At 60.8% G+C, this 13,716-nt stretch carries 14 protein-coding genes; 7 read left to right on the top strand and 7 right to left on the bottom strand.

Annotated features, from left to right (window positions below; translation table 11 throughout):
• Positions 1 to 123 precede the first annotated feature (123 nt).
• Entirely contained in the window at positions 124 to 696 is a 573-nt protein-coding gene (locus ACSGDB_RS13885) for a recombinase family protein (RefSeq protein ID WP_434995448.1), read from the bottom strand.
• A 533-nt stretch (positions 697 to 1,229) separates the two neighbouring features.
• Between ACSGDB_RS13885 and ACSGDB_RS13880 the strand changes: the two genes are divergently transcribed.
• Positions 1,230 to 2,393 (top strand): ImmA/IrrE family metallo-endopeptidase, encoded by a 1,164-nt coding sequence (locus ACSGDB_RS13880; RefSeq protein WP_434995447.1) that lies wholly within the window; start codon positions 1,230 to 1,232, stop codon positions 2,391 to 2,393.
• A 2-nt stretch (positions 2,394 to 2,395) separates the two neighbouring features.
• The gene (locus ACSGDB_RS13875) at positions 2,396 to 2,866 is read left to right on the top strand and encodes a DUF4411 family protein (RefSeq protein ID WP_434995445.1); all 471 of its coding nucleotides are present in this window, start codon (positions 2,396 to 2,398) and stop codon (positions 2,864 to 2,866) included.
• A gap of 5 nt (positions 2,867 to 2,871) precedes the next feature.
• On the opposite strand, the gene ACSGDB_RS13870 is transcribed toward ACSGDB_RS13875, so the two are convergent.
• Both ACSGDB_RS13870 and ACSGDB_RS13865 read right to left on the bottom strand, forming a co-directional pair.
• A complete protein-coding gene (locus ACSGDB_RS13870; RefSeq protein ID WP_434995444.1) occupies positions 2,872 to 3,651 on the bottom strand; it encodes a DUF6602 domain-containing protein in 780 nt (259 codons plus the stop codon).
• A 159-nt stretch (positions 3,652 to 3,810) separates the two neighbouring features.
• Complete coding sequence (locus ACSGDB_RS13865) at positions 3,811 to 4,536, bottom strand: SOS response-associated peptidase (RefSeq protein ID WP_434995442.1); 726 nt, start codon at positions 4,534 to 4,536, stop codon at positions 3,811 to 3,813.
• 330 nt (positions 4,537 to 4,866) lie between these two features.
• Here ACSGDB_RS13865 and ACSGDB_RS13860 point away from each other — a divergent pair, with 330 nt between their 5' ends.
• The 3 genes from ACSGDB_RS13860 (at position 4,867) to ACSGDB_RS13850 (ending at position 8,792) form a co-directional block, all read left to right on the top strand.
• A complete protein-coding gene (locus tag ACSGDB_RS13860) occupies positions 4,867 to 5,814 on the top strand; it encodes a hypothetical protein (RefSeq protein ID WP_434995441.1) in 948 nt (315 codons plus the stop codon).
• 357 nt (positions 5,815 to 6,171) lie between these two features.
• On the top strand, positions 6,172 to 7,422 hold the full coding sequence (locus ACSGDB_RS13855) for a hypothetical protein (RefSeq protein WP_434995440.1): 1,251 nt from the start codon (positions 6,172 to 6,174) through the stop codon (positions 7,420 to 7,422).
• On the top strand, positions 7,419 to 8,792 hold the full coding sequence (locus ACSGDB_RS13850) for a DUF4041 domain-containing protein (RefSeq protein WP_434995438.1): 1,374 nt from the start codon (positions 7,419 to 7,421) through the stop codon (positions 8,790 to 8,792). The genes ACSGDB_RS13855 and ACSGDB_RS13850 overlap by 4 nt, the downstream gene beginning before the upstream one ends.
• A 42-nt stretch (positions 8,793 to 8,834) precedes the next feature.
• On the opposite strand, the gene pxpA is transcribed toward ACSGDB_RS13850, so the two are convergent.
• Complete coding sequence (gene pxpA, locus ACSGDB_RS13845; RefSeq protein WP_434995437.1) at positions 8,835 to 9,566, bottom strand: 5-oxoprolinase subunit PxpA; 732 nt, start codon at positions 9,564 to 9,566, stop codon at positions 8,835 to 8,837.
• Positions 9,567 to 9,725: 159 nt separating this feature from the next.
• The gene (locus ACSGDB_RS13840) at positions 9,726 to 11,234 is read right to left on the bottom strand and encodes an amidase (RefSeq protein WP_434995436.1); all 1,509 of its coding nucleotides are present in this window, start codon (positions 11,232 to 11,234) and stop codon (positions 9,726 to 9,728) included.
• A 137-nt stretch (positions 11,235 to 11,371) separates the two neighbouring features.
• Here ACSGDB_RS13840 and ACSGDB_RS13835 point away from each other — a divergent pair, with 137 nt between their 5' ends.
• Positions 11,372 to 12,148, top strand: coding sequence for a FadR/GntR family transcriptional regulator (locus ACSGDB_RS13835; protein ID WP_434995435.1), 777 nt, complete (start codon positions 11,372 to 11,374; stop codon positions 12,146 to 12,148).
• Positions 12,149 to 12,212: 64 nt separating this feature from the next.
• Here ACSGDB_RS13835 and ACSGDB_RS13830 read toward each other — a convergent pair whose 3' ends face one another.
• Positions 12,213 to 12,725 carry a helicase associated domain-containing protein gene (locus tag ACSGDB_RS13830; RefSeq protein ID WP_434995434.1) on the bottom strand — a complete coding sequence of 171 codons (513 nt, stop codon included), beginning with the start codon at positions 12,723 to 12,725 and terminating at the stop codon, positions 12,213 to 12,215.
• Here ACSGDB_RS13830 and ACSGDB_RS13825 point away from each other — a divergent pair.
• A complete protein-coding gene (locus ACSGDB_RS13825; RefSeq protein ID WP_434995433.1) occupies positions 12,724 to 12,903 on the top strand; it encodes a hypothetical protein in 180 nt (59 codons plus the stop codon). The two genes, ACSGDB_RS13830 and ACSGDB_RS13825, sit on opposite strands and share 2 nt — an antisense overlap.
• Here ACSGDB_RS13825 and ACSGDB_RS13820 read toward each other — a convergent pair.
• On the bottom strand, positions 12,900 to 13,619 hold the full coding sequence (locus ACSGDB_RS13820; RefSeq protein WP_434995431.1) for a FadR/GntR family transcriptional regulator: 720 nt from the start codon (positions 13,617 to 13,619) through the stop codon (positions 12,900 to 12,902). The two genes, ACSGDB_RS13825 and ACSGDB_RS13820, sit on opposite strands and share 4 nt — an antisense overlap.
• Positions 13,620 to 13,716 lie beyond the last annotated feature (97 nt).

Raw genomic sequence — 13,716 nt, 5'->3', positions numbered from 1 at the left:
AGGCACTCGTGCATCTCCCCCTCGCAACGCCCACACCACCTTCAACCGATTCCGGGGCGTAGCTCAAAAATCACGGGTGATGCCACCCGGCGGCCTACCGCGGCCGCCGTGCCGCTGACCCCGTCAGGATGTGTCGTTGGTGTCAATACTGAGATACCGGTACACCGTCGCACGGCTCGAACCGATGATCTTCCCGATATCCGCCGGCGCCAGCCCCTGCGCCTTCAATTCATGGGCACGCTTCACCTTCACATGCTCGGCGGTGACCTCCCGCCGGCCGGCCTTCCGCCCATGCTCGGCGGCCACGGCCATGCCCGCTCTGGTCCGCTCCGCCAACTGGTCCCGCTCGAGCTGCGCGAACGCCGACATCACCGTCAACATGGCCCGCCCCATCGGACCGGTCGTACTGATCCCCTCGGTGACACTCCGGAAATGGACACCCCTCTCTTCGAGGTCATCGATCAGGGCCAGCAGGTTCCGGGTGTTCCGGCCCAATCGGTCCAGCTTCCACACCACCACCTCATCCCCCGCCCGCAGATGATCCAGGAGCCTATCCAGCTCGGGCCGACTCGCCCGCGTCCCGCTCACCCCGTGATCGGTGAAAACCCGGTCGCAGCCTGCCGCCGAGAGCGCTGCATGCTGCAGATCCGCGTTCTGCTCCAGCGTGCTGACCCTGGCATACCCGACACGTCCCACGCCGACTCCTCATACCCTCATCAAAGGCTGCTTTCCTCCTTTTTGAGAATACCCCGAGTGAGACACATTGCTGGGACGCGACGTGGTTGCTTACTCCCCCGCCAACGCTCGAGTTCACCGACCCGGTGGCGAGCTCTACCGTTCGTCCAGTCAAAGGATCCTTTGGTTGGACGCCCGGCGGGCAGCCGGTGGTGCGCACCGGCGCACCTGGAGCGGGTAACAAAACACGTCGCACTCCCCTCAAACAACGATGACGCTTCGCACGCGACTTATGCCCCACCTTCGAGTCTGCCTGCCTGTTGCACAACCAAGCTGTGCTCAACGAGTCGTTCTACGCACCCATCCCTACCGGGGTAAAGGAGCACACCATCTTGGTCAAAGACGTCAGCGGCGCCCGTCACGGTCCTGGGATGGTCTGATGAACCACGATTCGAAGCGCCCTTCCGCATGGCTCCGTCTAGGAGCGACTCGATCAAAACCGACGCGCGGCTGAAACTCGCCAGCGGACATGAAAGCCGCCTAGTATGACCATCATGACCAATGCAATCATTCAAGGGGACGTACTTGAATGGGCACTGGAAGATGCAGGCGTAGATCGCCAGGCAGTGCTGACAGGACTGCATCTCGCACGACGCGGCCCACTCAACGAACATCTCTCAGGCCCAATATCAGTGCCCCTAGATGTCCTCAAACAAATTGCGGAAATCACACACCGTTCAGCCTACTTCTTCGCACTGCCTCATCCTCCTGAGGAGCGAAGAAAGTCAGTAAAGCAGAACTTCCGAGCCCCCTCGTCGAATGACGGCACCCCCCGCCAGCTCAACCCCGAGGAGCGAGCCGCAGTTCGGTTAGCAAACCGGCGTCAAGAAATTGCTTCGAAGCTCAGCCGGGATCTCAATGCAAAACCAGTGGACCTTGCAAAAGTCATCGCGAACAACTCATCCCCTGAACGCGCTGCCGAAAGCGCAGCTACATGGCTTCAGTGGGATCGGCGGCAGCAATACACCGTCTTGAAGAGTAAAAATAAAGTGTTTGTTGCCTTAAGGCAGGCACTTGAATCCCGTGGGATAATGACGAACCTCGTGGCCGTGGAAGGCGACTCCTTCCGTGGATTCTCTCTTCATCACGATTACGCCCCCCTAATTTTCATAAACGCTAGCGTCAAGAGCCCAGCTTCACGGTCATTTACCTTACTACATGAACTCGCTCATCTCATGCGGGGAACCGACAAAGCATGTGACCGCACGGACCTCCAATCCCGGTCAAGCGAAGAGTCATGGTGCAATCGGTTCGCGGCAGCCTTCCTCTTGCCGGCCTCCGACCTATCAAGGTACTTAGAGAAAAACCTGAAGCAAACGTCTGTCCCAGCTGGCGATACGTATGCGCTCAAACGAATTTCCAACTACTTCAAAGTTAGCTGGTACTGCGCCGCTATCCGACTAAAAGAGCTCGGTTACGCTGATAATCGCTTAGTGGATTCCGTCTCTGGCGACTTTCAGGATCCTGAAGAACAAGGTAGGGCACCTGGTAAAACGCGCGCCGAAATCCGAGTTACAGAATATGGATATCGTTTTGCCCGCCTTTTCGGATCCGCTCTCTCAGAGGCCAAGGTTAGCCAATTAGAAGCCCGAAAGCTTTTTCGCTTAAATGGTGCCGAACTCGATCAGTTAATTAAACTCGGACGCGGGGCTGACTAACCGTGCCAACAACTTTTGTTTTGGATAGCTCAACGCTGGCAGCGTTTAACGAGATGCACGAAAACGACGAGACGGTTTTCGATATTCTTAACAAGTGGTATGACGAGGACGCAATAAGGTTCTGCGATCTGGTAAAAGACGAATGTCGAGCCGCCTTTCACTCTGAGAAAATTGCTGTTTGGGTCTCTCCGGCCTACCGCGGCATTCGGTCTAAAGTGCAACTTGCGTTTTCTGACTGCAGTGCCGTCTTGGAGGAGGTTCCCGAGCTTCTCGACGATGACCAAGACGAATCCGAAGCGCAGGGCCTACGCACAATGGCGCTTGCTCTCAAGCTGAGTCGCGAACAGCCAGATGACGTCGTCGTCGTTTCTGCCGAAACCATAATCCTCGAAGATCGGTGTTCCATTCCCGACGCTTGCTCGGCTCTGAACTTGAAATGCATTTCTCCTGCCGATTTTCTTGCAATGCCTTAGTAGCGTTAACTTGCGCTCGGCATTTGAGGGTCCAGACCTACCTTGTAGACGACTCGCTGCTGGTCAACAACCGCTAGGTACGGACCGAGCCACGAAATTTCGGCATGAGACGTTGCGCTAAGTACTTCGAGCGATTGTTTGATGAATGACAGCATTGCGGCCCCGTGATCAACGCGGACCTGCTCACCTTTGGGCTTGCTCACCGGCTTCCAAAAATTTCGGTCATTGATACTCGGAGATCCAAAAGGATAGGACACCTCCTCTCCAGCGGCAGGACGAATGGGCATCTGGATTTCGTACCCACCCTCAACATCGTCATTCCGCAAACCGAACATCGCGGAGTCGTTTACGAGAAAAAACTCTGGTCGATGGTTCTCGGGCAAATCGAAGAACCACTTAGCTATGTTCTGCGGACTACCGCCGGCTTTATGCGCAAAGACGGCCATAACAGGCCTAACCTTCATTTCACTCTTCAGGCCGTTAAACTTACTAACCTTGACGCCTATTTCAGTTACTTCAGAAGAGGTTAAAGTCGTCTTTACCTCAATTGCAAGCAGGATTGACTCAACTGGAAACAGCTTCTCGCTTGTTTGAGCAAACAGCGCCGGGTGAAGTTGATCAGAGACGACAAGAGCGTCGGTCTGTGGTGACACTCCGCCCTCTGAGTCGATCACCTCGCCGTCACAGACGCGCACTGATGCTGGCAGCACTCTGCCAAGCAGATTCCGGAAGGATTCTTCGTTCGCGGAGCCACGTTCCCCGTTATGAGTTATGAGGCCTGCCATGTCCTGCGACTCCTCTCGAAGGCGAGAAGCCACGGCGGACCAGTAGCGCTTTACCTTTTGGAATGAAGGCGTCGATGTTGTCGAGCTAGTCATCTCTTGAACATACTCGGCGGTATCGGTCCAGGCACACCTCTTTGGGGGCCGTCGATCCTCGGTTGATCACTGTGGGTTTTGGTTTGCTTCGATCAGATGTGGACCGTTGTTACGGACCGATCCGACCTGCTTGCCGACAATGCGTGGTATGAGGTTCGGTTCAGGGATGGTGTCGATGAAATGCTGGACCTGGTTTCGTTCGGTCATAGTCGGATCCAACCACTGATCCTGCAGATCCCTGGGCACGATGACCGGCATCCGTTCGTGGATGTGCCCGAGCGCGTTATGGGCGGCCCGGGTGAGGATCGTCGCGGCGACCAGCCACTTGTCCTCGGCGTCCTCGGCCTTGGTGGGGTCGGGCCAGAACTCGTACAGGCCGGCGAATCCCAGCAGCTGGTCCTCGTCCTCACCGTGGAGGTAGTGCGGGGTCTTCGTCCCGTCCTCGTTCTTCTGCCACTCGTAGTAGCCATTGGCCGGGATCAGGGCTCGACGCTTGGCGGCCGCGGTACGGAACGACGTTTTCTCCGTCACGGTCTCGCTTCGGGCGTTGATCATCTTCCCCCCGGCCTTCGGGTCCTTCGCCCAGACAGGCACGAATCCCCAGCGGGCTACTTCGAGGCGACGCACCAGCTCGCCCTCGCGCAGCTGCTCGGACACGAACGGGATTCCCTGCATCGGAGCCACGTTCCACGACGGCTTCAACTCGTCCTGGAACGTCTCGTCCACGCTGAACGCGTCATGAATAGCGGCCTTGTTCCCTGCGATCACGAAGCGTCCACACATGATCGTCATTCTGTCCTAGCGGGTACCTGAGCAGGACTGAGAGGTTGAGGGCTGGTTCGCCTCCTGCCCACATGGGCACGGCACAAGCTCCCCCACGCTCCGCTGCTTTTCCCGCACACATGTGGGCAGCAGAAACCAAAGGGCCCGCCTGCACACGCCCACTACGTCACCGACACAGGTAGCTCACCTCGAGCGAGCGGTGGCCGTGCACAGCCTCTAAAGGTGGCACTACGGCTCACAAGACTTCGACCGATAGCCGGTCAACCAAACTGTCGCGTACCACCTTGGATCCGTGACTCAATAAGGCAAGGAAGCACCGGTATCCGCTTAGATGAAGAGATGACTTCCTCCGCCTGGGACAACCTTGTCATTGAGACACAATTCGCGACAGAGCTGACCGTGACTGGGCTTCGGAGGCTCTGCGCCGTCCCTACGGGTGTTTCATCATGGCCATGGGGGCACCGGGACCTGAACTACGCAGTTCACGTCGGGATGCACTCGTACTCGTCGGGCCTTGAGCGCTTGTGCAAGCTGGCTATTGCTTGCAACGGGTATGCAACCGACGGAAAGTTTCCTAATGTCCGGAAGTACGGACACAAGATCGGCAAGCTGCTCGACGCCGTTGAGAAGCTGCCCCTGCCAGGTGGTGCTCCTCAACGTCAATCGAGCTACCTCGTTCGACCCTCCGATGCCCTCGACCCCAACCTCATGAACATGGTCGAGCGGTTCGCTAGCGGTGCCGGACGGTACGAACACCTCGACTCCCTGTGGAACGACGATGAGATAGCTACCTACAACGCATGGGCTGCACTTGCTGCCAAAGTATCGGTCCCCGAGGAAGTGCGCCGACTGATTTCGCTCAGAGACGCAGTAGCAGACGTCATTGAATCAGAGATGATCGAGCTCGAGCTCGAATCGACCGCAGAGGGTGTGTTGAAGGACCTCGAGCTCCCAATATTCGAGCCATCGGTTGGTGTGGCACTAGGCCTCTTCCGCAAGGTCCGGTGGGTATCCACAGTCCTCGGCACCTCCACTGACTACACCAGCCAGGGTCTTCCCATCCTCAACGAGGTTGTACAGCCAACCTTCGGTCTCCGATCCGCGGACTTCTTCAGCTCCCACATCGCTGGATTCTCCGACGACATGGTTATCGAGGAGGAATTGGGGGCCGCATACGAACGAATTGACGCACGAGAAACAGAAGCGGAAGGCGAGGAGCCCCGCGCGACCGCGATTATCGCCACGACGGAGGCCCCCGGAGGCTCCGCATTTGATGCGGAAGTCTGATCGTCGGCCCTGCCTCGTACTGTCCGGGGGGTGGGCCAGAACAAGAGGTACGCGGCAAACTAGGACGAGTTTGAATCGACGACGATCACGCGCGTATACCTGCGCGGGGTTAGTGTTCCCTCATCCTTGCTCCGGTCTGCCACTGGTCGTGCTTTTTGTGCGCAGGGCACGCAGACTGATCATGGGTCATCCCGCACCCCGCACTCGGACTCACTCGACCTTGCTGGTCAACGGCGCTGTGACAAGAACGCAGGTGGTTCATAAGTTCACTTTGGTCCTGTGTTGGATGCGGGAAAGTCCATCGTGGGGATTCACCCGTTGATAGTGTGGCCAAAGATTTCAATATGGAGGGGACCTGTGGCACGTCGACGAGGATTTTTTGCTGAGATTCAGCACCAGAACAGAGTTGCTGAGCAACGCCAGCGTGCCGCTGCTCGCCAGCAGGCAGCTGCTGTTCGTCAGTATGAGCAGGCGCAGAGGGCTGAACAGCGAGCGATTCTGTCGTTACAGCGTGCTTCTGAAGCTGAACGCAAGCAGTTCGAGAAGGAAGCGGCTGCGGCGCATGTTGCAGCGATGCAGGCTGAGGTTGAGCAGCTGAACTCTGCGCTCACTGACGCGTATGAGCGCGTTGACACTCTTCTCGCTGCAACTCTGCAAGTTGACGACTATGTGGACTTGGAAAGTCTGCGGAGGACAGTCGAGTACCCCTTTTTCGATCGCCAGGATCTACACGAGCTAACTCCTCGCCCGCCGGTGCTGCTTGATCCCGTGGAGCCTGTCTTTCAGGCCCCTCCAGCACCCACTGGGCTGTTCGGGAGGAAGAAGAAGCTCCTTGAACTCCAGATGCAGGCTGAGGAGGCGTTCGGCCGCGCCCATTTCCAGTGGGAGCAGGAGATGCGGAGAATTCCCGATCTGCGCCGCAAAAACGAGGAACAATACGCAGCAATGGAACAGCTGCGTCAACGCGCACTGAACGACGCCATCTCACGTCATAAGGCTGAATGCGCGCGCAGAGACCAAGAAGTTGCGGATCACAACGCTTCAGTCGATCAGCTCATCACTGATCTCAGCTATGGAGTGGTCGATGCTGTGCAGGAGTACATAGGCATCGTTCTTGCCAACTCCGTTTATCCGGAAGATTTCAGCGTCGACTACGATCCCAAGTACGACCCCGACACAGCCGAACTGTCGCTCCGAGTCCTCATCCCAACACCAGAAACCGTCCCCGCCATCAAGTCCTATCGGTATGTGAAGGCTAGCGATGAGATCGTGCCAGTAGCGCTTTCCCAGAAGGATGCTAAAGATCGGTACGCCGGCGTCGTGCACCAAGTAGCACTGCGAACTCTGCATGAGGTTTTCGAGGCGGACCGCCGCGGTCTTGTACAGAGCATCGCGCTCGAGGTTGGGGTCGAAACGGTTAACCCGGCTACCGGGCGGGAAACCTACATTCCCTTCGTCGCGGTCGGAGCGCCGAGGGACTCGTTCACTGAACTAGAACTCTCTGCAGTCGTGCCTTTGGCAACACTTGAGCATCTCGGGGCCGCCGTCTCCAAGAACCCACTGGGCTTAGTACCGGTCAACGGGTCAGGGGTTCGCCGCTCGTCATGACAGCCCCTAGCAACTCACTCATCTTCAACCCGCCGCCGGGCTGGCCTAAACCACCCCGTGGTTGGCGGCCGCCTGCTACCTGGAAGCCGGACCCGGCATGGCCTTCGCCTCCCGAGGGCTGGCAACTTTGGATCGCGGACGGGCCACAAGATTCCACCACGGAGAAATCAGAACCGGATGCTGCGGATGAGCGGCTGGACGTGGTGCCTTTGTCGGAGGAGTCCCGTCTCGCCCAGCTCGAGGCCGAGAACGCATCCCTGCGGCAACAGCTGTCCGACGCCACTGCAATGCCTAGTTCCTATGTCGAACTAGACGACAGCAAGGTGCTGCAGGAGGTAGGGATCTATCGATACCACCATCCCCTGGAGAACGCAGCGGCCTTCCGTGACCGTCTACAGCACATCGAGTCCCGGATCGCGGCACTTGTCCAAGCAGGTGAAGCTATCGTCAAATCAAACTCCTTCACCTTCGACAACTCCCTGGCCAAGGGACGCCGCATGTCCGATGACCTGGCCAAGCTCATGCTTCGTGCCTACAACGCGGAGGCTGACAACAGCATCAGATCCCTCAGGGTCGGCAATGTTGTCACCGCCAAACGCCGGCTTGAAGCGTCACGCGTTGCGATCGCGAAGCTGGGAAATCTGATGGAGATGCGCATCAGCGACCAGTTCCATCAGTTGCGCTTTGAAGAGATCGAGCTGACGGCCGACTGGCTGATGAAAAAGCAGGAAGAGAAGGAAGCCGAGCGAGAAGAACGAGCACGGCTACGTGAAGAAAAGCGTGTTGAACGCGAACTCGCGGAGGACCGTGCCCGACTCGATAAGGAACGCAGCCACATCCTCAACGCCCTCGAAGCAATCCGTGCTTCAGGCCAGGCAGATGAAGATCTAGAGCATCGGCTTGCCGCCATCGATGAAGCAATCACGCAAAACGACTTCCGCGCCGCAAACATCCGCGCTGGTTACATCTACGTCATCTCCAACCGGGGGGCCTTCGGAGATGACGTCGTCAAGATCGGCCTCACCCGCCGTCTCGAGCCCACTGACCGCGTCAACGAGCTCAGCGGAGCAGCCGTCCCGTTCCGCTTCGACATCCACACGTTGTTCTTCTCCGAGGATGCCGTCACCTTGGAAAACGAACTGCACAAACACTTCGCCGCCAGAGCACTGAACCAAGCCAACTCGCGCAAGGAGTTCTTCTTCGCGAGCCCAGCCGAGGTACGCGAGGTACTTCTCGAGAAAGTCGGGAACCTACTCGAGTTCACTGAACACGCAGAGTCCACTGAATACCTCCAGTCATACAACCGTTGGCCCCAGCGTTCGTCGCGGCAGGTCTCAAGTCCTGCTCCGGAAGCAAATCCTCAGCAGTGACGTCATCGGTCTTCATCGTCGCCAGCAGGCGATGTAGCGACCTCAAGGCTGAGTTCTGAGGATCTCGCTGATGATGTCACGGGCGATGCGGGCGTTGGCTGGTGCTGCCGGCAGGTCGGAGTGGATGCACACCGACTCGACGCGGACAGGCAGGTTGTTGCCCGTTGTTGTGGTGACGGATCCTGTGGTGACGGCGGCCCGGAGACGGTCGGCGAGCTCGTCGGGGGTGCGTTGCTTGCCGTGGCGTTCGACGACGACGATCCCGTCGTCCCCGTAGCTGAGGTCGGCGTAGAACTCGGCAACGAAGGGCACACCGCGGCGATGGGCTGTTCGTTCGTGGGCCGTCCCGGGCAGCCCGAGGACCGGGACGTCGTAGTGGAGTGCGACGTCGCAGAGGGCGTCCATCAGGTCCTCGTCGCGAGCCAGCATCCCGTAGAGGGCTCCGTGGGGTTTGATGTGGTGCAGGGATCCCCCGGCCGCGTCGAGGAACCCGACCAGTGCGCCGACCTGATACTGCACCAGGTCTCGGACTTCACTCTTGTCGAGCTTCATTTCGCGGCGTCCGAACCCGACGAGGTCAGGCAGACCGGGGTGAGCGCCGATCGTGACACCGTGTTCGCGGGCCGCGTTGATGGTCTGCCGCATGGTGGTCGGGTCTCCGGAGTGGAAGCCGCAGGCGACGTTGATGGTGTCGACCAGGGGCAGCAACTCTAGGTCGTTGCCGAAGGAGTGGATGCCCAGGGCTTCGCCCATGTCGGCGTTGACCGTAATCATCAAGAAGTCCATTTCTCATGCTGCAGTTCGCCCGTCGCCTGCGTTTGCGCCCTGCACGCGCCAGTCGCAATATCGGGGTATCGGGTAAGGGGACGCGCCGCGGGACCGGTGGGGGGCCTGGTCCCGCGACGCGCGTTTGTGGGGTCGCGCGCGGTGTGGCTAGTGCGCGACGGAATCCGGGAGGTGGCGGTGGCTGGCGACCTGCTCGAAGCCGTGCCCGACCCGGAAGAGGGTGCGCTCATCGTAGGGGCGGGCCAGGATTTCCATCCCGACGGGCAGCCCGGTTTCGGTGAGTCCGGCGGGGATCGTCATCGATGGCATCCAGGTCTGCGAGCCGATCAGGGTGTTCGTCGGGAAGTTCAGGGTGTTCCACTGCGATGAGTCGCATTCCTCCCGCGTGGGGGGCACGACCTGGACGGTCGGGTACACCAGTGCGAGGAGATTATTGGCTCCCATCAGGTTGACCACGGTCTTCATGTACGCCTCGCGTGCCAGGTACGCCGCGTAGAACGACAGGTCCGAGAACGGGTCATCCGGGCCCTCGCTGAGAGCCTCGAGCAGATCGAGCTTCGGGTGATACCGCTTCGACTCCATGATCTCGTCCACGGAATGCATGGGGGCATCTGGCATCCCCGCGAGGAACTGATCGATGTCGTACTTGGACTTGATCGTGTACATCGAGGTGCGGGCATTCCAGTCCTGCAGGTCCGGAATCTCCACGTCCACCAGAATCGCACCTGCTGCCTCCAGCTGCGCCAGGGCGGTTCGCATGACGTCGTTGACCGGGGCGGCGTACTTGTCCTCATCGGAGCCGAAGGCGTTGCGGACGACGCCGATACGGGCACCAAGAATCGCATCAGGCACCAACGCCGACAGATACGACTCCGCCGCCGGGGCGATCTCCGCGGCGTAGGTCAGCTCGTCCTCCGGGTCGAAACCGGTGATGACGTCGAAGACGCGGGCGACGTCGGCGACGCTGCGCCCCATCGGACCGATCGTGTCCTGCACACTCACCAGCGGGTTGCACCCCTTGCGGCTGATCAACCCCGGTGTGGAACGCACCCCCACGAGGTTGCAGAACGACGACGGGACGCGGACGGATCCACCGCAGTCCGTGCCGAGACCGACCGTTGCCAAAGCCGCCGCGATCGACGCCCCCGTCCCAGCGGAGGACCCACCCGGATCACGGTCGAGGTCGTAGGGGTTCTTCGTCAGGCCACTGCGCGAGGAATAGGTGAACCACGACGTCGCCCAGTCCGGCAGTGTCGTCTTGCCCAGGATGATCGCACCGGCTTCGCGCAGCTTACGAATGACGGTGGCGTCCTCGGCGGGCCGGTAGTCGGCAAAGACCTCGGATCCGAAGGAGGTCGGCATATCCGCAGTCTCCAGGCAGTCCTTCACCAGGATCGGAATCCCGTGCAGCACTCCAAGACCCTCCGGGTTGCCGGCCCGCTCCTTGTCCCGCTCGGCGGCCTGCTCCCGGGCATCCGGGGCCAGCGTCACGATGGAATTCAGCATTGGGCCCGCGGTGTCGAAACGCGCCACCCGATCCAGGTAGAAGTCCACGAGCTGCACGGCCGTGAGCTTCCCGGCCCGCATCGCGGCCTGCAACTCGGCGATACTCGCACTCTCAATCTCGAGGTCGAGCCTGCTGTCGGTAGTCTCCATGAGTGTCTCCTTGGACGAGGAACAAGGTGGATGAGGAAGAAGGGTGGACGACGAACAAGCAATCACAACGCAATGTCTGACATTGGAAGTATTACACGCAGGATATGCTGGCGGAAAGACTCTGGATGGAGAGAATTGTGAGTGATTTTGCGCCGACTCCGCTGGAGCGTCGGGACGCGTCCGGTCAGATCGCGCGTCAACTCAGGGAAGCCATTGCCGCAGGTACGTGGAGTCCAGGGGAACGGCTTCCCAGCGAACAGGAACTCGCCGCGGCGTTCGACGTGGCCCGGTCAACGGCCCGGGAGGGCATGAAACTCCTCTCGGCCACGGGTATGGTGACCACCTCGCGCGGCACCAACGGCGGCACCTTCGTCTCCCTTCCCGACGCGGACGAGGTCGCCGTCCAGCTCGGGGACGCGATCCGGTTGTGGTTCAGGGCAGGAAACGTCACCGTTCAGGACGTCGACGAGGCGCGCGCGATCCTGGAACTCCAATGCGTGGACCTGGCCGCCCGCCGACGAACATATGAGGACCTCGACGCGATCCTGCTGCCTGTCGAACGATCCCGCGACCACTCGATGGACATCGCGGACTGGCTCGACCTCGATCTCGAGTTCCACACCGCCATCTGCCGGGCAGCCAAGAACAAGATCCTCGAACTCGCCATGACTGCCGTGCACCTGAGCCGCCCCGCGACCAACAGTGTCTTCGTCGATCAACTCGACCGCTCCACCGTCACCGACCAGCACTACGCCCTGTATCAAGCCATCGCGGCCGGCGACCCAGAAGCAGCGACACACGCCTTCACCGCCCACGTCGATTACCTGGAACAGGTGCGCCTTACAGCACTGGATGACCGCAGCTCATCCTCCATCACCGTCGCGTCCCTCCCCGACATCCGCGAAACCCGGTAACAGCCCACTCCACGATCGTCCCGGCACCACTGGACCATGTGCATTGCTTCGCACATGGAGGAACTCACCCCGGCGAGGAATAACCGGAGTCAACCAACCGGGTTCGTTCACTCTCGCTGCGTGCGGCGTTCCAGCCAGGCAGGATCCCCCTCGAGCCGCAGGAGTCGGTCGAGGCACAACCCCCTTGCACTGCCAGATGCGTTGCCGACCCAGCCATACCGCGAGGACAGTCTCGTCCGGGTGCCGGTCGCGGTCGTAGATCGGGGAACCGACCCACCTCATCCCTGAATTGACGCACTTCGTTGAGGCGTCGATCCCACAGGACGTCGGCGTTACCCCTTCTGGTGCCGATCCACTCCTCCAGCGCATTCAGGGCTTCGATCCGGGCTGGGGTGAGAGTGCCGTCGTCGTGGTTCCTGCGCTGGTTCTCCACCCACCGATACAACACACGCGCCTCGTGGCTGTCGTTCTGCGCCGGGTCCCGGGTAATCTGCCGGTCGACGGCACGGATCACGCGCTTCACCGCGACCCGACACCAGGCGGCGATCACCGGCACGGGCACATCGACGGAGTACATGAGCAGCCACTCCTGCCGGCTCTCGCACCCCCAGCAGGCACTCGTCCCCGGGCACGGTCGGCTCACCCAGCTGCGCGGGAGCTCTCGTCATCACGTCGTCGACGCCTACAACGCGGCCCACCAGCCCCTGCAGGCGTGGCACTGCCTCCCTCGGCTGGCCCCCAGGCAGTACAGCTAGTCGATGGCCTCGCTCACCTCGGCGAGCAACGCTTCCATGCACGCCTCGGCCGTCGGCGCCTCGCCGGCCGCGATCGCGGACGCCACCTGCTCGTGCGTGCGCAGCGCATGCTCCTTCGGATGGTGCGGCATGAGGCCCTGCCGCGTCCGGCCCGAAAGGACCTCGGCGATCACCTCGCGCAGGGCGGCGAACATCTCGTTGCCGCTCGCCTCGAGGACGAGCGTGTGGAACGCGATGTCCACCTCCAGGAACTCCTCGAGCGATCCCGCCTCGCCCAGCCGTCGCAGGTCCGCCCCGAGCGCGGCGATCCGCAGCCGCTGCGCGCCGGTGGCCTGCCGGGCCGCAAGTGCCGCGGCGACGGGCTCGACGGCGCGGCGCAGGTGCGTCAGGGAACGGAACTGGTCTGCCCGTCCCGGGCCCTGGAGCCGCCACCTGATGATCCGGGGGTCGTAGACGTTCCACCGCTCGTGGCCCTGCACCACGAGGCCGATGCGGCGCTTGGGCACGATCAGGTTCATCGACTCCAGCACGCGCATGCAGTCCCGCACCACGGTGCGCGAGACCCCGAACTGCTGCTGCAGGCCCTCGATCGTCAGGCGCGTCCCCTCGGGCAGCACGCCGTCCGCGATGTCCTGGCCCAATGCGTCGATGATCCGCGTGTGGAACACCGCGGCTGCTCCCTCCGGTGATCGCGCGGGTCCTGTCTGCGACGTCATCGTCCTCCTCCCTGCGCCACCGGCCATCCGGCCGACCCCTAACGATAGAGCGATCGGGCATCCCCGAAAAGGTACTACCTTTGATTCGAAAGGTGTT

This window comes from Arthrobacter sp. Ld5 (assembly GCF_051172775.1).
Taxonomy (GTDB): Bacteria; Actinomycetota; Actinomycetes; order Actinomycetales; family Micrococcaceae; genus Arthrobacter_D.
The sequence above is the reverse complement of the archived record's forward strand: the minus strand, read 5'-3'. Positions and strand labels throughout refer to the sequence as shown.

Excerpts from the sequence above, each read along its gene's own strand:
- ACSGDB_RS13865 (WP_434995442.1), bottom strand. The coding sequence starts at position 4,536 with ATGACGATCATGTGTGGACGCTTCGTGATCGCAGGGAACAAGGCCGCT.
- ACSGDB_RS13825 (WP_434995433.1), top strand. The coding sequence starts at position 12,724 with ATGAGCAGCCACTCCTGCCGGCTCTCGCACCCCCAGCAGGCACTCGTC.
- ACSGDB_RS13850 (WP_434995438.1), top strand. The coding sequence starts at position 7,419 with ATGACAGCCCCTAGCAACTCACTCATCTTCAACCCGCCGCCGGGCTGG.
- ACSGDB_RS13880 (WP_434995447.1), top strand. The coding sequence starts at position 1,230 with ATGACCAATGCAATCATTCAAGGGGACGTACTTGAATGGGCACTGGAA.
- ACSGDB_RS13830 (WP_434995434.1), bottom strand. The coding sequence starts at position 12,725 with ATGTACTCCGTCGATGTGCCCGTGCCGGTGATCGCCGCCTGGTGTCGG.
- ACSGDB_RS13840 (WP_434995436.1), bottom strand. The coding sequence starts at position 11,234 with ATGGAGACTACCGACAGCAGGCTCGACCTCGAGATTGAGAGTGCGAGT.
- pxpA (WP_434995437.1), bottom strand. The coding sequence starts at position 9,566 with ATGATTACGGTCAACGCCGACATGGGCGAAGCCCTGGGCATCCACTCC.
- ACSGDB_RS13860 (WP_434995441.1), top strand. The coding sequence starts at position 4,867 with ATGACTTCCTCCGCCTGGGACAACCTTGTCATTGAGACACAATTCGCG.
- ACSGDB_RS13870 (WP_434995444.1), bottom strand. The coding sequence starts at position 3,651 with ATGGCAGGCCTCATAACTCATAACGGGGAACGTGGCTCCGCGAACGAA.
- ACSGDB_RS13820 (WP_434995431.1), bottom strand. The coding sequence starts at position 13,619 with ATGACGTCGCAGACAGGACCCGCGCGATCACCGGAGGGAGCAGCCGCG.